Annotated in this window: 20 protein-coding genes; 7 read left to right on the top strand and 13 right to left on the bottom strand. The window is 59.9% G+C overall.

Annotated features, from left to right (window positions below):
- Window positions 1-1,410: an aspartate ammonia-lyase gene (locus D2E23_RS01415; RefSeq protein ID WP_206431973.1), complete on the bottom strand. Its 1,410-nt coding sequence runs from the start codon at window positions 1,408-1,410 to the stop codon at window positions 1-3.
- A 387-nt stretch (window positions 1,411-1,797) separates the two neighbouring features.
- Between D2E23_RS01415 and D2E23_RS01410 the strand changes: the two genes are divergently transcribed.
- Window positions 1,798-2,733 (top strand): LysR family transcriptional regulator, encoded by a 936-nt coding sequence (locus D2E23_RS01410; RefSeq protein ID WP_126029214.1) that lies wholly within the window; start codon window positions 1,798-1,800, stop codon window positions 2,731-2,733.
- Between the two features lie 70 nt (window positions 2,734-2,803).
- Here the strand turns inward: D2E23_RS01410 and D2E23_RS01405 are convergent, their stop codons facing one another.
- Window positions 2,804-3,355, bottom strand: a complete 552-nt coding sequence (locus tag D2E23_RS01405) for a type 1 glutamine amidotransferase domain-containing protein (protein ID WP_126029213.1) — start codon at window positions 3,353-3,355, stop codon at window positions 2,804-2,806.
- Between the two features lie 111 nt (window positions 3,356-3,466).
- Here D2E23_RS01405 and D2E23_RS01400 point away from each other — a divergent pair, with 111 nt between their 5' ends.
- On the top strand, window positions 3,467-4,432 hold the full coding sequence (locus D2E23_RS01400) for an L-lactate dehydrogenase (protein ID WP_126029212.1): 966 nt from the start codon (window positions 3,467-3,469) through the stop codon (window positions 4,430-4,432).
- 70 nt (window positions 4,433-4,502) lie between these two features.
- Here D2E23_RS01400 and D2E23_RS01395 read toward each other — a convergent pair whose 3' ends face one another.
- On the bottom strand, window positions 4,503-4,892 hold the full coding sequence (locus D2E23_RS01395; RefSeq protein ID WP_126029211.1) for a DUF1304 domain-containing protein: 390 nt from the start codon (window positions 4,890-4,892) through the stop codon (window positions 4,503-4,505).
- Between the two features lie 296 nt (window positions 4,893-5,188).
- Here D2E23_RS01395 and D2E23_RS01390 point away from each other — a divergent pair, with 296 nt between their 5' ends.
- A complete protein-coding gene (locus D2E23_RS01390; RefSeq protein ID WP_126029210.1) occupies window positions 5,189-5,596 on the top strand; it encodes a GNAT family N-acetyltransferase in 408 nt (135 codons plus the stop codon).
- A gap of 25 nt (window positions 5,597-5,621) precedes the next feature.
- On the opposite strand, the gene D2E23_RS01385 is transcribed toward D2E23_RS01390, so the two are convergent.
- A complete protein-coding gene (locus tag D2E23_RS01385) occupies window positions 5,622-6,248 on the bottom strand; it encodes a helix-turn-helix domain-containing protein (RefSeq protein ID WP_164520618.1) in 627 nt (208 codons plus the stop codon).
- Window positions 6,249-6,392: 144 nt separating this feature from the next.
- Here D2E23_RS01385 and D2E23_RS01380 point away from each other — a divergent pair, with 144 nt between their 5' ends.
- The 3 genes from D2E23_RS01380 to D2E23_RS01370 all read left to right on the top strand — a co-directional run bounded on the left by D2E23_RS01380 (window position 6,393) and on the right by D2E23_RS01370 (window position 9,178).
- Window positions 6,393-7,913 carry an MFS transporter gene (locus tag D2E23_RS01380; protein WP_164520617.1) on the top strand — a complete coding sequence of 507 codons (1,521 nt, stop codon included), beginning with the start codon at window positions 6,393-6,395 and terminating at the stop codon, window positions 7,911-7,913.
- A 77-nt stretch (window positions 7,914-7,990) separates the two neighbouring features.
- The gene (locus D2E23_RS12055) at window positions 7,991-8,203 is read left to right on the top strand and encodes a glycine zipper domain-containing protein (protein WP_126029207.1); all 213 of its coding nucleotides are present in this window, start codon (window positions 7,991-7,993) and stop codon (window positions 8,201-8,203) included.
- A 165-nt stretch (window positions 8,204-8,368) separates the two neighbouring features.
- Window positions 8,369-9,178: a PhzF family phenazine biosynthesis protein gene (locus tag D2E23_RS01370; RefSeq protein WP_206431965.1), complete on the top strand. Its 810-nt coding sequence runs from the start codon at window positions 8,369-8,371 to the stop codon at window positions 9,176-9,178.
- 134 nt (window positions 9,179-9,312) lie between these two features.
- On the opposite strand, the gene D2E23_RS01365 is transcribed toward D2E23_RS01370, so the two are convergent.
- The 9 genes from D2E23_RS01365 to D2E23_RS11525 form a co-directional block, all read right to left on the bottom strand.
- A complete protein-coding gene (locus D2E23_RS01365; RefSeq protein ID WP_126029206.1) occupies window positions 9,313-10,035 on the bottom strand; it encodes an SDR family oxidoreductase in 723 nt (240 codons plus the stop codon).
- Between the two features lie 131 nt (window positions 10,036-10,166).
- Window positions 10,167-10,634: an aminoacyl-tRNA deacylase gene (locus tag D2E23_RS01360; protein ID WP_126029205.1), complete on the bottom strand. Its 468-nt coding sequence runs from the start codon at window positions 10,632-10,634 to the stop codon at window positions 10,167-10,169.
- A 278-nt stretch (window positions 10,635-10,912) separates the two neighbouring features.
- Window positions 10,913-11,491 (bottom strand): hypothetical protein, encoded by a 579-nt coding sequence (locus D2E23_RS01355; RefSeq protein WP_126029204.1) that lies wholly within the window; start codon window positions 11,489-11,491, stop codon window positions 10,913-10,915.
- A 411-nt stretch (window positions 11,492-11,902) separates the two neighbouring features.
- Window positions 11,903-12,466 carry a hypothetical protein gene (locus D2E23_RS01350; protein ID WP_126029203.1) on the bottom strand — a complete coding sequence of 188 codons (564 nt, stop codon included), beginning with the start codon at window positions 12,464-12,466 and terminating at the stop codon, window positions 11,903-11,905.
- A 450-nt stretch (window positions 12,467-12,916) separates the two neighbouring features.
- Window positions 12,917-13,318 carry a hypothetical protein gene (locus D2E23_RS01340; RefSeq protein WP_126029202.1) on the bottom strand — a complete coding sequence of 134 codons (402 nt, stop codon included), beginning with the start codon at window positions 13,316-13,318 and terminating at the stop codon, window positions 12,917-12,919.
- Between the two features lie 716 nt (window positions 13,319-14,034).
- Entirely contained in the window at window positions 14,035-14,613 is a 579-nt protein-coding gene (locus D2E23_RS11540) for an ATP-binding cassette domain-containing protein (protein ID WP_164520616.1), read from the bottom strand.
- The gene (locus D2E23_RS11535) at window positions 14,610-14,975 is read right to left on the bottom strand and encodes an MFS transporter (RefSeq protein ID WP_338070588.1); all 366 of its coding nucleotides are present in this window, start codon (window positions 14,973-14,975) and stop codon (window positions 14,610-14,612) included. The genes D2E23_RS11540 and D2E23_RS11535 overlap by 4 nt, the downstream gene beginning before the upstream one ends.
- 12 nt (window positions 14,976-14,987) lie before the next feature.
- A complete protein-coding gene (locus D2E23_RS11530; RefSeq protein ID WP_164520614.1) occupies window positions 14,988-15,251 on the bottom strand; it encodes an MFS transporter in 264 nt (87 codons plus the stop codon).
- A 143-nt stretch (window positions 15,252-15,394) separates the two neighbouring features.
- Complete coding sequence (locus D2E23_RS11525) at window positions 15,395-15,940, bottom strand: TetR/AcrR family transcriptional regulator (protein WP_164520613.1); 546 nt, start codon at window positions 15,938-15,940, stop codon at window positions 15,395-15,397.
- Between the two features lie 224 nt (window positions 15,941-16,164).
- Here D2E23_RS11525 and D2E23_RS01330 point away from each other — a divergent pair, with 224 nt between their 5' ends.
- Window positions 16,165-17,544, top strand: coding sequence for a DHA2 family efflux MFS transporter permease subunit (locus D2E23_RS01330; protein ID WP_126029200.1), 1,380 nt, complete (start codon window positions 16,165-16,167; stop codon window positions 17,542-17,544).
- The last annotated feature ends 31 nt before the right edge of the window (window positions 17,545-17,575 follow it).

Genomic DNA, 17,575 nt, shown 5'->3' with positions numbered 1-17,575 from the left:
TCAGCGGCCCAGACGGGTCAGCTTCAGCGGGTCGAGCACATCGTCCAGAATCTCCTTGCGGATCCTGCCTTCGTCCACGGCCACGTCGTGCACGCTGCGCCCTTCGGCCAGCGCCTTGTGCGCGAGTCGCACCGCCTCCTCATATCCCACGTAGCCGTTGAGCGACGTGGCCAGCGAAGCGCTGTTCTCTGCGCGTTCGAGTCCGATCCTCGCATTGACGGTGATGCCGTCCACGCAGTTGGTGCGCAGTGTATCCATGGCGTGGGCGAGGATCAGCATGCCGTCGAGCAGCGAATGCGCGATCACCGGCTCGAACGCGTTGAGCTGCAGCTGACCGGCCTCGGCGGCGAACGCGATCGTGGTGTCCATGCCCATCACGGTGAACACGCTCTGGTTCACGCTTTCCGGAATCACCGGGTTGATTTTGCCCGGCATGATCGACGAACCGGCCTGACGCGCCGGAATATGGATCTCCACCAGACCGGCCTGCGGTCCGGACGTGAGCAGACGAATGTCGTTGGCGATCTTGCCCAGGTGCACGGCCAGCCGCTTCACCGCGGACGAGGTGTCGACGAAATCGGCCATATCGCTGGTCGCCGCGATCGCATCATCGGCGGACGTCACGGAAATGCCGGACACCGCGCGCAGACGTTCGGTGACGATGCTGCGGAACCGCGCGTCCGCGCAGATGCCCGTGCCGATGGCGGTGCCACCGAGGTTCACCACCGCGAGACGATCGATCATGTCGGAAAGCCTGCGGGAATCGCTGGCGATCGTGGTGTGGAACGCGCCGAACTCCTGACCGAACGTCATGGGCACCGCGTCCTGCAGCTGGGTGCGACCGAGCTTGACCACGTCGGCGGTGCGGCGGGACAGTGCCAAGAACGACATGGACAGCGCATCGACGCTGCGGATCAGCGTGCGCAACGCGAAGATCAGGGACAGGCGCACGGCCGCCGGATACGTGTCGTTCGTCGACTGGGACTTGTTCACCGTATCATTCGGATGGATGACCGTGTATTCGCCGCGTTCGTAGCCGCCGAATTCCAGCGCACGGTTGGCGATCACCTCGTTCATGTTCATGTTCGTGCTTGTGCCGGCACCGCCTTGCAGCACATCGACCGGGAACTGGTCGTCAAGCATACCGTCGTACACGTCCTTGCATGCGCGTTCGATCAGCGCACCTTGCTTGCGGGTGATGCCGCCCAGTGTCACGTTCGCCTGGGCGCAGGCCTGCTTGACGAGCGCGTAGGCGCGGATCAGTTCCGGGTGATGGCTGACGGGCACGCCGGAGATCGGGAAGTTTTCGATGGCTCGCTGCGTGTGGATGCCCCAGTAGACGTTTGCGGGAACCGGCAGTGTGCCGATGCAGTCCTTCTCGATGCGGGTGGTGCCGTCGTTGTTGTTCATGCGTACCGTGTCGGTCAGGATCGCAGCGGTCATTTGGTATTCCTCCCTGTACTCCCGGTCGTGCCGGGTGTTGGTGATGATTGTGGGATGTCATCGTTGCCGGTGGGCTTCGATGCCATCAGACCATACGCGGGCACGACATCCCGTACAAGAGCACCGATTCCTTGATTTCCCATAGGAAAACGCTATGGCTGTGAGGTCGTGTGAATGTTTTGGCGTGCCGAAACCGTTGCAAATACACGGATGTCATGCGGAATGACGGCGATATCATATGGAAGGCGGCAGGGGAGTGGTCATGCCGTGAAACCGTTCGATTATTACCCGGATTTACATGCCGAACATATTCGCGATACCGTTTCGCATCACTGGCGTTTCACCATGTTTGCCATGACATTGACGCAGATTCAGGCGTTCTACTACGCTGCCACCCTGGGATCGTTCACCGCCGCGGCCGAATACATGGGCATGACCCAGCCGACCGTGTCGGAACTGGTGCGCCGTATCGAGGCCAACTACGGTCTGCAGCTGTTCGTGCGTGGCGGGCGACGACTGGTGCTCACCACCGCTGGGCGTACGTTGCTGCCATGGGCCAAACGCCTCATGGATGGCGCGTTGGGTGCCGACACCGCGTTGAATGCGCTGCTTACGGGCCGTGGGGGAACGGTGTCGTTCGGCATTCTGCGCAACGCCGGCTACTACGGACTGTCCGATCTGGCGTCCGTGTTCAGCGAGGCGCATCCGAACGTGCACCTGCGATTGGTGGGACAGAATTCGTTCGAGGTCGCCGATGCGGTTCGGGACGGCGAACTGGAGGCCGGACTGCTGTGTCTGCCCATCCCCACCGACGGTCTCGCCATTACCCCCCTGATGCGTCAGGAGATCCTCTGGGCCAGTTCCAAGCCGGAACGCTGCGAAAAGCCGATGTCCGTGGAGAAGATCGGCGACGAGCCGCTGATCCTGTACGACGCCCACCACGGTTGGCGGGACCCTTCACGCCGGCAGCTCGCCCAGCAGGCGCAGATGCACGGCGTGACGTTGGATCCGATGATCGAAATCGAATCGGTGGATGCCGCGATATCTTTGGTGTCTCTGGGCCTTGGCGACACGATTCTGCCGCGTGCCGTGGTGGGAACGGACGGGTTCCCCGATAACGTGTACACCACGTCGCTTGCCGAACCGATCTATGACACGTTCGCGCTGGTGACCCGTAAGAACTGGGAGCTGTCGCCGATGGCGAAGTACCTCGCCGGGCTTGCCGTCGACATGCTGCTGTCGAACGCCGATAGTGCCGACGAGGTATTGGCTCATACCCCCGTCACCTGACGGTCCGATGGGAGGCCGGTGACGGTATGCGGATGTGCGCGATTGTCGTGTCTATTGTCGTGAACCGGAATCAGGCCGCGAGCGTGTCCTTGATCGCGCCGACGAAGTAGTCCAGATCGTCGGGCTTGCGGGACGTGATCAGACGCCAGCCGTTCTCATCGTCCACGGTCAGCTGGCTGTCGACGTAGTGACCGCCGGCGTTCTCGATATCGGCGGCGATGTAACGGCAGGGGGAGGCGGTCTTGCCGTCGATCAGACCGGCGTTGACCAGCAGCCAGGCGCCATGGCAGATCGCGGCGATCGGCTTGCCCTCGTGGGCGAACTCCTGCGCAAGCGTGATCGCGTCCTCATTCACGCGGATACGATCCACGTTGCAGGTGCCGCCGGGCACGACCAGCAGATCGTAGTCGGCCGCCTGCACGTCAGACAGCTTGGCATCCGGAGTAAGTGTCTCGCCCTCGTAACGGTCATGCTGTACGGTTTCGCACTTGTCGAGCGTGGTGGCGGCGAGCGTCACCTGCGCACCGGCGGCCTTGAGATCACGCAGCGGACGGGTCAGCTCGGTCTCCTCGATGCCCCAGTTGTTCACGATGATCAGCGCCTTGGCGTTTTCAATGGCCATGATTCGTTCCTCCTTGATTGGGTTGAATTCCCGTATCCATTATGCGCGTGCATGGCGTATTCTGTGTTCCGTTTGCAGATAGGTGATTTGTCGCATAAAAGAGGAACGATCATGGTCACATCGAACAGAAGCCGTGTTGTCGTCATCGGTACGGGTAGCGTCGGGTCGGCGGTGGCGAGCGCCATCGTGCAGCAGGGACTGTGCAACGAACTGGTGCTGATCAACCATAATCCGGACAAGGCGAAGGGACTGGCCATGGATTTGGCCGACGGTTTGGAGTTTCTTGGCCGGTTCGTGACGATTCGTCCTGGTGACTGGGCCGATTGCCGACGCGCCGACGTGGTGATCGTGACCGCCGGTCCCAAGCCGAAGCCGGGGGAGACGCGCATGCAGGAGCTTGGTGCCGCCATCGACATCGTCGACCCGATTCTGCGGCATATCGCGGATTCGGGATTCGACGGCATTCTCCTCATGGTGTCGAATCCGGTTGATGTGCTCAGCTGGTTTGCGTGGAAGCGAACGGGATTGCCTCGTGAGCAGGTGCTTGGTTCGGGCGCCGCACTTGACACAGCGCGCATGAAGACGCTCATCGGTGAGCTGACCCATCTTGATCCGCGTCTCGTCTCCGGCTATGTGATCGGGGAGCACGGCGATTCCCAGTTCGTGCCTTGGTCCACGGTCTCGTTCATCGGCAAGTCCTTCGCGCAGTATCTTGAGGACAACCGGTCCCGATATCCCGGCGTCACGCTCGCCGGCATCGAGGAGTCGACCCGACGGCGTGGACTCGACATCAAGGGATTGCGCGGCGGCACGAGCTACGGCATTGCGGCCACCATCGCCGGACTGGTGCGTACGATCCTGTGGAACGAGCGCAGCGTCGTCTCCGTTTCGACACTGGTCGATGGGGAATATGAGTACGACGAGCACGATGTGTTTCTGTCACTGCCGGCCGCACTTGACGGCAATGGCGTTGGGGACTTCGTGGACCTGCACCTCAATGAGGACGAACTGTCGCGATTCCACGCATCCGCCGCCGTGGTCCGCGAACACTGTGAGCTCATCGCCGATCGGTTGTGAATGGGCGAGGTGCGTGTCGTATACCGCTGCAGACGATTTCGTTCAGTGAATAAATTAAAAACGATCGGTGCTAAAGAATAGCAAAAAGCAACAGGAGCAGCAGGGTGATAGCCGGGAACGCGAACTGCTTGAGGGCCGCGCCGCGCTTGTCGGGACTGCCGGTGAACAGGACCAGGGCGGCGAGCGCCATGGACGCAGTGCCGGCGATCATCAGCGTCACGCCGGCGACATGCCGCCCGCACAAGGTAAGACCCGCGCCGACCAGAGCCATGGTACCGAGAAACAGATTGTAAAAGCCCTGATTGTAGGCCATCTCCTTGGTCGCCTCCGCCTCCTGCAGCGAAGGGATGGAGAAGGTCGTCATCGTCTTCGGCTCGGTCCACCGAAACGATTCCAGAACGAAGATCAGCACATGAAGCAGTCCCGCCAGAATCGCGAACACGCAAGCCGCTGTCAACATCAACGATTTCCTCCCTACTCGAAATAACCGGATACAGGGGATGATAGTCGTGGATCTGAATGAAATCAGACCTGCATGCGACGCAGTACCTTGAGTCGGATATGGGAATGCCGGGGAATGCCCCGGCGACTTGGAGCCTTGCCATTACCGGACAAAGCAAGATAATCATGCCAGAATCAGCTTGGGCTTGCAACTCGTCAGCCGATGGCTCGTTTCCTTCCGGTGGACAATCCGCGCTCGCCGATTGTTCACCTGGTTATGATGTTCGGCATTGTCGATTATCGAGAGGAGAAAGCATGTCCATCACGTTCACCGAGGAAAAGTCGTTTACTCAGGAACAGGTGCAGAAGCTGTTCCGTTCGGTTGGCTGGGTGTCGGGCGAATACCCGGAGCGGCTGCACAAGGCGTTGCTGGGCTCGTCCACCGTCATCTCCGCCTGGGATGGGGGCCGGCTGGTCGGTCTCGTGCGTGCGTTGGATGACGGTTCGATGCTGGCCTACGTGCACTATGTGCTGGTCGATCCGGAGTATCAGGGCAACGGCATTGCCGGCCGTATGATCGAAATGGTCAAGGACAAGTACCGTGATTACTTCTACATCGAGGTCATGCCCGAGGAGAGCAAGAACGCATCCTTCTACGAGGGTCACGGCTTCCACGTTATGGACGATGGCGTGGCCATGCAGATCGTGAACCCGAATTGGTGAACGGTTTGCGTCGTTCGTTGATATATCACCGCCCGGCGTCGGTCTTCGCTCGTGCCTGACGTTCGTAATGGTCGACGAGGGGGAGGAACAGTTCGTCGACCGTGGCGATGATGTCCGCTTCGGACAGGGGGCGCATGTCGCGCAGGATGATCGCGCGTCCCAGTTCTCCGGGCATGCGCAGCAGTGATTCCGGCAGCTCGCAGGTGATGTCGCCGCGCGCCCGCGCGTTGTCGATGGCCATCATGATGCTGGGTTGGTCGCTGATCATCGTGCGCTCGTACAGTTCGTGCGCGCTCACGCCGAGCCAGCTGGCGTAGACGCCGAACTTGGCCAGCACCATCACCGCATCGGACTGTTTGCGGTTGAGCTGCAAAAGGATGGAGATGACGTCGCCCCTGAGCGTGCCGGTGTCCGGTCGTTCGATGGCGGCGTGGCTGCGATGCTGCCTCATGGCGGCCACGAACAGTTCCGTGCGGTTCGGCCACCGTCGGTAGAGCACCGGCTTGCTGGTGTGCGCTCTGGCGGCCACGTTGTCGAAGGTGAACTCCTCGGCGCCGCATGTGGACAGCTGCTCCCACGCGGCCTCCAGGATGGCCGTCTCCAGAATCTTGCCTCGACGGCGGGTTCGTTTCGGTGCGGTGTCTGATTCCATGATCATCTCCAATACGCGGCATGGGCGGTGTTCCCGACGATCGGTCACACCGCCTTTTCAAGATACCACGGCGTTTCTTATCTGCGTGTGGATACAATCATGCGTGACAATAAGAAACTTATTGGTGTCTTAAAGAGGTTGGGCATGAACGATACGGAAGGGAAAAGCAGGAGCCTGAATCGCTCCCTGATCTGCCTGTGCGCGGCCGAACTGGTGATGATGATCAACACCACCGCATTCAACGTGGCCCTGCCGAACATCGCCGAATCGCTTGGGGCGGGCATGGCGGAGCAGCAGTGGATCGTGTCCAGCTACAATCTCGTGTTCGCCGCGGTGGTGCTGATCGCCGGATTCCTCGGCGACCGGCTCGGCCATCTCAAGACCATGCTTGCCGGCCTGGGCATGTTCGTCGTCGCATCCGCGATCGGTCTCATGGCAGGGAACGTGCCGGTGCTGCTCGTCTCACGAGCGATCATGGGCGCCGGCGCGGGCGTGGTCATCCCGATGGGACAGGCGCTGCTCGGCATCCTGTTCCGGGGCTCCGAACTGTCCCGCGCCATGACCGCGTGGGCGATAGCCGGCACGCTGGGTGTGCCGTTCGGCCCGCTCGTCGGGGGAGTGCTCACCGCGACGCTGGGATGGCGTGGCATCTTCGGATTCGACGGCGTGGTGTTCCTCGCCGTGATCGTGGTCATCCATATGAACGTTCCGCAGGCGAGCGCGTCGCGCGCATCCCGTTCGCTGCATATGCCGTGGATGTCGGTGGCGATGATGTTCGCCGGATTCACCCTGTTCTCGGCCGGCCTGGTCAACGCACAACACGGTGTGCTGTCGTCGAACGCGTGGATTCCGATGGTGGCCGGCGCCATGTTGATCACGGGATTCGTGCTGCACGACCGCGCGTCCCGCAATCCGCTGATGGCACTCGACCTGATGCGGGACCCGTCGTTCGCGGCCTGTACGCCCGCGTTGATGATGCTGAACTTCTCGATGTACGGCATCATCTTCATCATGCCGGCCTACCTGGAGACGGTGCTGCGTCACGGGGCGCTGGTCGGGGGAATGCTGCTGATGCCGCTGGTCGTCGCCTCCATCGTGGGAGCGAGGATGAACGACTGGATCGTCTCCCGCATCAGTTCACGCGGCACGAGTCTGCTGGCCCTGGTGTGCCTTTCCGCGGGCATGCTGACGATCGGCGTCGCCATGTGGTGGCCCGACGGAATGGCGGAACAGTCGATGGTGGCGGTCGGCCAGGTGATCGCCGGCTTCGGACTGGGCGTCGGCCAGCCGGCAATGCTGACCTGGGCCATGGGCCGGGTGCCGGTCGAACAGTCCGGTGCCGGTTCCAGTCTGCTGACCGTGTTCCGTCAGTTCGGATCCATCATCGGCGTGGGCATTTTCGGCAGCATACAGAGCGGACTGTATACGGCGGGATTTCGTGATCTCGCGCAATCCGCCGGACTCGACCCGCGGTCCGCCGGATCCGTGACGCTGGACTTCCAGCAGGCGGCCGGATTCACGGACGCGGCGGGCGATGCGATACGACAGGCGGCCTCCCACGCCTACGAATCGGCAATGCTGGGCAGCTTCGCCACGGCCGCCGCGATCATCGCCGTCACACTCGGCATCGTCGCACTGCTGTCCCGTACGGCGGCGGCAAAATAGGGGGCCTTTGACCCTACAGTAAGTTTTTCTGGGTGCTATAGACTGAAAGAAAGTTCGAGAACAGACGGGAGACGCGGATGTCGAAACGTAATGGACGAGACAACGATTCGCATACGAGACTGCCGCTTGGTATCTGCCTCGGCATACTGTTTGGCGTTGCCGTCGGCATGCTCACCCATAACATTGTCCTATGGCTCCCGCTCGGCGTGCTGTTTGGTGTCTGCCTGGGCGTTATCTATGATTCCCGAAACAAGCCTCATGATGACAGTGGAGATGATCGCGACAGCTGACCGTCCGTAGATAGAGCTTCCGTGCCTCTTGAACCTGTTATTGGTTGTGGAGTGTGTCTGAAACCGGTCTGTAGGGGTAGAGTGATTCCCAGTGGAATGCTGGTTCCACATCATTGGCGTGTGATGATGATCAGGGCTGATTCCAAGGGACGGTAAGGATCGGATATGGGAATACGGCAATACGTGGTGGATGCGTTCACGGACAAGGTGTTCAAGGGCAATCCGGCGGCGGTATGCCTGCCGGAATCGTGGCCGTCGGACGAACTGATGACGAACATCGCAATGGAGAACCGATTCTCCGAGACCGCGTTCATCGTTCGCGAGCCGGAGGGATGGCGTCTGCGCTGGTTCACGCCGGGAGGCGAGATCGACCTGTGTGGACATGCGACGCTGGCCTCCGCATATGTGATGCTGCATTTCGTCGAACCGGACGTGAACGAAGTGAGCTTCCGGACATTGAGCGGCGTGCTGACCGTGACTCGGAAACGTGAGAACAAGCACGACGGCGAGATCTTCACCATGGATTTCCCCGCATACGATCTCAAGCCCACGCCCGTCACCGACATGATGGAACAGGCTCTTGGTGCTCGCCCCGTTGAGGCATGGCTTGGGCGAGATCTGCTGTGCGTAATGCAGGACGAACAAAGCGTCCGTGCGCTCAACCCCGACATGGCTGCGCTCAAGGAGCTGCCCGGACTGTTGGTCAACGTCACGGCCGCCGGAGATCCGGGGACGGGATTCGACTGCGTTTCCCGTTCGTTCGCACCGAAATGCGGCATCGTGGAGGATCCGGTCTGCGGTTCCGGCCATTGTCACATCCTGCCCTATTGGAGTGACCGTCTCGGCCGGACTGATCTGGTGGCCTACCAGGCATCCGCGCGCGGCGGCGTCATTCACGCAACGGTCGGTAGTGGACGCGTCAGTCTCGGCGGAAGCGCAACGCTGTTCTCCGTCGGTGAGATTCTGCCCGAGTGACTTACGTATCGTTTCCTTCGACTTGTTGCATCGATGTCCTGAAGGCACCGTTGACATAGGCGACGGCGTTGTGCAATTTCCTGGGGTGGGGGATGGGCTGTGCGTTTCACGCGTGGTTAGTGTCCTCCGACGCGCTACAGGGCGCTGACGCCTCCGTCGACGTGAATGGTTTCGGCATTGATGAAGCCATTGCGCATCAGGAACAGGTAGGCATCCGCGACCTCGCCGATCGTTCCGAGACGTTTGAGCGGGTTGGCTGCCGCCATCTGCTTGGCCTGCGTTTGCAGTTGATCCTCCGACATTCCACGCCACAGTCCGGTTGGCGTCCACCACGGTGCCACCGCATTCACGCGTATGCGCGGCGCCGACTCAATGGCCAGTCCCCGCACCAGTGTCTCCACGGCCTGATTGCCGAGCACGGCGCCTGATGCGTTGTAGGGTCGTCCGCCGGAGCCGGCGGTCAGCGTCAGTGATCCGCCGTCCGCGATTCTCGGCAGCATGGTCTGCGCGATCTGCAGCGCGACAAGATATTTGCCGTCCACCGCGGCGCGTATATCGTCCACGTCATTGTCAAGGAATCCGCCACCCATCGCGCCGCCCATCATCGATACCACGTGATCGAATGGCTCATGGGTGTTGGCGAACTCGTCAAGCCGTCGTCTATCCGTCGCATCCAGAACGGACGCCTCAACCGTTCCCGACTTGCCGAGTGCCGTCTTCGCCGCCGCGGCATGCTCGGACGACCGGCCGATCACCGTGACCTCTGCTCCCTCGCCAAGGGCTCGTCGCGCGATTTCCAGACCGAACCCCGACGTCCCACCGATGATGAGTATGCGGCTGCCATTGAGTGATGCCATGATCTATCCTCCTTCGTCTACCGGCTATAGCCGGACTTCGCTGCTAAATCATATGAATGTTCCTTGATCCATCGCATGTTATGCCCGTGATGCGGCCTGTCCGGTTGCGGTTATCGGATGAATATGGATGTCTATTTCAAATATTCGTCGCTGTCAAAGTAACCGGCGATATCGTTGCTGTCAATGATGAGTTGTGGCGCAATGGCGAGCGTGTGATGTGCGTCCTCCGTACCGCAGTACACCATGTCGTGCTCCAGCAGTCCGTTGTCAAAGAACATGCGCATGCCGTTCAGGAACAGAGGGCCGACCGTGCCGACGTCGTAACCCGTACGCTCTTTGACCAGCTCCGGTGACGCCAGATGAATCTGATGCAATCCCAAGGCGCGGCCAAGCGGACGCCATTTCAGGTGTCCCGTGGCGGATGCGACGACGGCGAATACGCCTTCCTTGGCTTCGACGATATAGGTGGCTGCCGCCTTGGTGACGTCGAACACCCGCGCGCCCGATTCCAGATCGACGATCGCGGTCTCGTGCTCGATGATTCGGGCCTGATCGGGATGCGTTTCGGCGAACCGTTTGATTTGTTCGTAATTAGCCATGCCGTGTTCCTCCAAATGCGCTCACGAAGATTCCGGTTGACGAGAACCTCCGTCATCCGTCATTATCCGATGTCCCTCCTACCTATAGAGGTCTATGGAGACGTGGCTTCCACATTCGTATATTGAATGAACGAAGTCTCCTTGCCTTTCAAATCCATTATTGGCTCTAGGGTGCGGAGAGCTTTCTTCGTGATGGCGTGGTGAGGGTCCGTATTCGGGCTTGATCGATGTAATGTAGTCTTATTTATGCATGAATGGGTATTCATCGAGCGTTGCTGTTACCAGACAGGTAGGTTATCGCCGGCCCATGGATGCCAGTCGGGTAGCTTACTGTTGGCATCGTCCGTCGTTAACGCAAATTCATGAAGCTTATGCGGCAATAATATCGGTACTTCACTTGTCGGTTTCAAAAGGAAATCCCATCGATCTTTGTATCCACCGAAAATCGAGGTACCCATACGGGCTTGCTCAGGCCCGCAATTACGCGAACGTTTGGCAGCGGGGTCGGTCAGCCATTTCATATGCCCCAGCCAAGCCCCGGCAGAAACATGGTCCCTCGGAACGATATAGCTGGACAAGGATTGCTGGGGCTCATTCCAGCCAACCAAAACAAACCATTCGTAGAGACTGCGTTGAGCTCCGATTTTGATGGGGTTTAATGCCCACCGCTCATTACGAGAAGTTTTGACCTGAACGCTGATCTGGGCGACATCAAACGGTGCATGACTTCGTTCGGCCAAGATGTCAGTTCGTTCCAGCCCATCTCGTGTCAATGCGGGAGCCCAACCGTTCATCGCTAATTTGCAGCATGTCCAAAATTCTCCAACCGATTTTACGGCTTTGGTGTCGGAAACCATGATGTACTCCTTGAACAGACAACCATCGTCTCACTATGACTCTAGTTCATTCTTAGTTTTCCTGAAGCCAAGGTGGTACATGTTGCCGGTGGATGACAGATATGGGGGTGAGCTGCAGATGCATTCGACCTTACCGGTCTTCTTGTTTACGCGCCAGTCGTAGCCGTCAAGCATCACAAAATCGGTGGGCTGTATCTTTCATGCGCAGGGGGCAACGCCGTCTGCCCTTACGCGGGGTCTGTAAGAGAAAAGCTGGGTTTGACTGTCGGCTTATAACCCACTATCGTATTCCATGAATTCCCCCAATGGGCCTCTCCGGACGGTCTTTGACTGAGCCGTGATGCACTGGGGGTTCTCTTTTTATCAGTGATTTTTGTGGTCCACGGCCCGCAGGTTATAGGCGAATGCGGGCTATTTAAGTGTGGCTTCACTGCCATCGCTAGGACAAGTCGCCACGTCCTCTCCATCCACGGTCAAAGTGGCGGTCCATTTTGTGCCTTTTCCGCCCTTTATAGCCGGATCGGGCAGGTTGGTGGAGAACTTTTCAGTCGTGAAATCTGAGGCAAAGGTTCCCGGATAGTTCTTTTGCTCGGAGGTATTCATGTCAAAGATGAACCGCGAATACTTATTTGTCGAAAATATGTTTTTGAAGCTTGCCTGAGTCATATACCCGGTTTCGGAATCGGTGAACATGATTGAATACATTACGGACTCATTGGCATCCATTAGCGGATTAGGGATCTCCACGTGGAGATATTGTCCCGTTGTGTTCAGAGTGACGCTTTGGAGATGGTCGTTATCCCCTGTGCATGCTCCTGATAACCCGCTAGCCAGCGGCTGCGCTTCGGCACTTGACGAAGAATCGGTTTGGCCGGCTTTGGATGACGAATCCGCCTTGGTATCTGTGCCGCCGCAAGCAGCAAGGGACGCGACTGTCAGAATACTGAGAACAACGGCCGCTGCCTTCTTTCTCATCTTCTTGCCCTCTCTTCTTATCAAAAGTGACTTGTCTTCATTAAATCAGAATGTCTCTGAGACTCGCATATCGACTTCGCGCATTTCCTGATAAATGGCAGCGATATCATTGAGGCTGATGCGGAACTGACTGCGGGCATGTGGAGTCCACTTGTCGCCAGGATCGTAGACGGACTTGCCGTTCTTAAAAGCTTGAAGAAACAGGCCGAAGCTGGTGGAGATGCCGAGGGTGATGGGTGGCCGAACTCGACTAAGATGTTGCCGTCCTCGTCCTCGCGAAGGTATGGGACGTATGCGGCGCGATTGTGTTTGCGTTGTCGGTGACTGAGTAGCTTCAGATACGACCATCCGGCGGCGACGAACCCGTATCCGGTCGAGGCGACGGCAGGTCCGGCAAAATTCCGTATATCATGCCACCAGTGGGGTTGCGCGTTCAGAAGCTTCATGTCCTCATCGGACAGCGGCACGTCGAACTCGTCGGTCTCGATGGGCCAGCATTCGCCCAGCATCGACGGTGGGGTAGCCTTTCTTGCCGTCGGACCGCACGTAGTCGTCGATCCACGGCTGATCGATCCGAGTACGCTCCCACAGCGACGGCCAGGAACTCGCCCTCCACTCGCCGTTGATCAGATACGCGAAACCGAGACCCACCTCCACCTCCCAGCGCGTGGCCGGATGCACATACCTCAGTTCCTCATCGGGTCCGCATGGGTAGAACGCCTTGATCTCCACGGTGCTACGAATCCTGTATCGGTCGAGCAGCTGCTGGTACAGCTCTTGGGTGCGGCTTCTCATCTCTTCGACCAAGGGTAGGTAATCCGTCGTCGGATACACGTCAATCGTGGTGGACACGCTCCAATCATACCGAAAACCCTTGGAATCATTGGAATTGCGGGCCCTACATGCCAGTAATACTGGAATTTTGTTGCTGGAGCCGCAGCCCGAAAAAAAGATGAGGCCCTACTTCCCAAGCGGGAATAGGGCCTACCGGTCGGGCCGGCGGGATTTGAACTCGCGACATCCTGTTAGGATTCGGGGGTTCTTGGCTCACACCAGCGGTCTTGGCTCACCTCGGAACCGTTGGAATAAAGCCATTCTCCGTTTTTAAGTTTCTTTGTTTAGACCACCCAGATTGGCGAATCGTGACGGTCATTGTTAGTAAAATGTTAGCGTCTCGGAGCTCGGGAACAGCGGAAACGCTCGGCGTGTTGCGAATGCCGTTCTGAAGCTGTATTAGCACTCTCGCGGTCCGCGCTCGCTTGCTTCGCTGGTTGCGGTGTCGAAGAGGGCGGCATGTGCTCCCTATTCATCTGATGGTGACTGAGTAACCCCTTGTTATTTTGAAGGGTTGCTTCACTGGTTTCCGTGAGCTCCGTCAGTTACGTTTTCGTTGCAATGACGCCATTTTGCTGACTTTCGCGAGATTCGTTGATCGCCGTTGATTTCGCTGTTCCCCGCGGTCATTGTGTCCCGGCTGTGTCCGCATCGGCGCAGGTGTTCCCCAGTCAAATGAGACGCAATGACTGGGGAACGGCGACAACCGGCTATGAGACATTCGTTCAGGGTACTCATGCGAGACGTGATCTGGACGCAGCTTTCCATCGTCCCCTTGTGCGCTCCACATGCAGCGAGATGCCAAACATCGATGCAAGACGTTCGTCGGTAAGACCTTCGCCTATCGGTCCGGCGAACGTGATGGTTCCCGGCGTCGTATTGCCGTCGAGCGTGGCGTAGACGCGCGGGTGCGCGTCAAGATATATCATGCACTCGTGTTCCGTCATGCGGCCCATCATCGCGATATGGTCGAATCCGGCGGGGATGTCCTCCACCTGATGCGTGACGAGCAGCATCGTACGATCGTCCCGTCGCGAGGCCAATGCCGACAGTTCCCGCAGCACCGTTTCGCGTCCATCCAGGTCAAGGCCAGTGGTCGGCTCGTCGAAGATCAGCAGGTCCGCCGGCGAGACGAGCGCGCGGGAGATCATCACCCTCGTACGCTCGCCTTCGGACAGGTTATGCCACCGTTTGCCGGCCAGATATGCGACGCCGAACCAGCTCATCATCGCATACGCTTTCCCGTACGCCTTGTCGGCAGAATCCTCCGATCCCCGTGAAATCCCCGAGGCGACGACCGTGAGCGGATTCATCTCCGGTCCGACACTGCGACCTGCGACCGAACGCTGCCGAGACGGTGGCCACACGGGCGCGACGGCGTTCCGGGTCCAAGCCTGCGACGGTTCCCGCGCCCACGGCCGTCCCTTGGCGCGTTCACCCGCGAACGCCACAGCCACAGCAGCGTGACGGTTCCGGCGGGAACGGCCCAGATGCCGAGTGCGCCCCGCCATCCGATCGCATCGGACAGGGGCAGGGTCACGGCCGAGGCAAACGCGGCCATGCCGGTCATGCATGCGGAGTAGATGCCGGTGGCGAGTGAGGTGCGGCCGGGATAGTCGCGTTTGACTATGGCTGGCGCCAGGACGTTGCCCACCGCAATCGAGCAGCCGACGATGAGCGTGCCGGTTCACAGTCCGATGGTGCCGAGCGTCGAACGGATCACGATGCCGATCGTCAGGAACGCCATCGCGGCCAGCACGGTCCGTTCGATGCCGAGGCGTTCGGCGGCGCGGTGCACCATCGGGGAAACGACGGCGAACGCGAGGATGGGCAACGAGCCGAGCGGCCCCTGCATCGTCGCGTTGAGATGTTCGGACGCCCCTATCCGCGGCAGCAGCGGGCCGACGGATGTGAGCGGGGCGCGCAGGTTCAGCGCGACGACGAAGACCAATGCGGTCAGTATCGATGCGGCGAATCGCTATGCCGACGATGGTGCGGGATGGCGTTGTGTTGTCTGTTCCATGATGATTGATGGGCGATTGATGGGTGTCCGTGTGATGATGCCGTTGATGCGTATGGGTGGGAGGATGGCCGTCATCGCCCGCCGGGAATACGCGCGGCGATGGCGTTGAGGTTTTCGGCGACCGCCGCGATGATCTCGTCGTCGCTTTGTCCGCCCTCCAGCTTGAGCAGTCCGAGCGAGTGGAGCGTCCCGGCGATGGAGAAGACGGCGGCGATGCGCTCGTGCTCGTTCGCCGCATGAGCGGAATACCGTTCGACGAGCATCGACTCGATCTTGCGGAACATGACTTCGGGGCGGTCGCCGAACAGGATGCGCAAATCGTCGATCTGGCTGTCGACGGCCGGTCTCCAGCCGTTGAGGAACGCGAGCGGATCGGACAGGATCTTGTCCTTGGCGGGGTAATGCTCCAGCATCGCGTCGATGGTTTCGTCCTCGAGTTTGTCGTTCAGGTCGTAGACGTCGAGGTAATGCTTGTAGAACGTGCTCGGGTTGACAAGCGCAAGGTCGCAGATGTCCTTGACCTTGACCTTCGATACCGGAACTCCCGATGCCCGCAGGCGCAGAAACGCCTCGCGGATCGCCTTGCGGGTCTTGACGATGCGTAGATCGGTCATCATGCCCCTTTCGTCTGTTCGTTTGTCGGTGGCGTCATTCCCTCGCCGACCATAAGCCGAGTGTTATACGACGATTCGGGCAAATCGTCGCATAAGCGAGGAATGTCGCATATCGGTGGTTGCCGTCCGTTGCGTTTCGATAATAATTGATGCTCGTTGAATAATCAACAACTATTGTTTATCGGAGTGTTATTGTGAAACTTGGCATCAACAGGAAACAATGGATCATGGTCATCGTGCTGCTCATGGGCACGTTGCTGGCCGTGCTCAACATGTCGGTGGTCACGCCGGCGTTGCCGTCCATCATGAAGGACCTCGGCGTGGATTCCACCACCGTGCAGTGGCTGTCCAGCGGCTATTCGCTAGTCGAGGCGATGGTCATCCCGCTCGCCGCGTTCCTCATGGGACGCTTCTCTACCCGCAGGCTGTTCATCGGCTGCATCTCATTGTTCGCGGCCGGCAGCCTCGTCGCCGTGTTCGCACCGACCTTCCCCCTGCTCATGGTCGGCCGTGTGTTGCAGGCCCTGTGCACCGGCGCCATCATGCCGATGGTCACCGCGGTGATCCTGCTCGTGTTCCCCAAGGAAAGCCGAGGAACGGCGATGGGCATCACCGGACTGGTCGTCGGCTTCGCCCCGGCGCTCGGCCCGTCCATCTCCGGCATGATCATCGACTCGTTCGGCTGGCGCACGCTGTTCGTCATCATGGCTGCCGTCGCGCTGGTCGTCATCGCATTGGCCGCCGTCTACCTGCGCAACTTCGACGGATTCCAGCCGGGCGCGTTCGACCCCGTCTCCGTGCTGCTCTCCTCGGTCGGCCTGGCATGCCTGCTGTACGGACTGTCCACGTTCACATCCACCGGCAACATGGCGCTCACCGTCGCGCTGATCGTCATCGGCGTACTGCTCGTCGCCGTGTTCGTACGCCGACAGCTCAAGGCGAAGGAACCGATGCTGCGTGTCGGCATCCTCGACAACCGCACCTACGCGCATTCGGTGATCATCGTGGCGTGCATGCAGGCGGCCCTCATGGGATGCAACGTCATGGTGCCGATGTTCATCCAGACCGTGCTCGGCGCATCCGCCACCGCCAGCGGGCTCGCCATGCTCCCCGGCGCCCTCATCGGCGCATGCTGCGGCATTGTCTCGGGCCGTCTGTTCGACAAATACGGCATTCGCAAGGTCTCCCTGCCCGGCCTGACGGTCATGACCATTGGCGGCGTGCTCATGGCGCTGCTCGGCGCCGATGCTTCGGTCGTCGTCACCGCATGCGCCTACACCGTGCTCTACGCGGGACTCATGTTCGCCATGACCCCGGTGAACACCTGGGGCATCAACGCGCTCGACAACGAGAACATCGGACACGCACAGAGCGTCACCAACACCGTCGGACAGATTGCCTCCTCGATGGGCACCGCCCTCATCGTGTCCATCTCCGCGCTGTCCACCACACTCGCGCCCACCGCCACCGAACACGCGCAATCCATACTCGGCTCGACGCTGGCATTCGCCGCCATCGCCGTCATCCTCGCGGCCGCCCTCATCATGGCGCTCCTGACGACGCGGACTCGCCGTGGCGCGGCGAAACGGACCCTCGCCAGACAGTGACCGAACCGACAGCGCAACGACAAACACAGAA

Source organism: Bifidobacterium callimiconis (genome assembly GCF_003952005.1).
Taxonomy (GTDB): Bacteria; Actinomycetota; Actinomycetes; order Actinomycetales; family Bifidobacteriaceae; genus Galliscardovia; species Galliscardovia callimiconis.
This window is presented reverse-complemented; position numbering and strand designations above follow the sequence as displayed.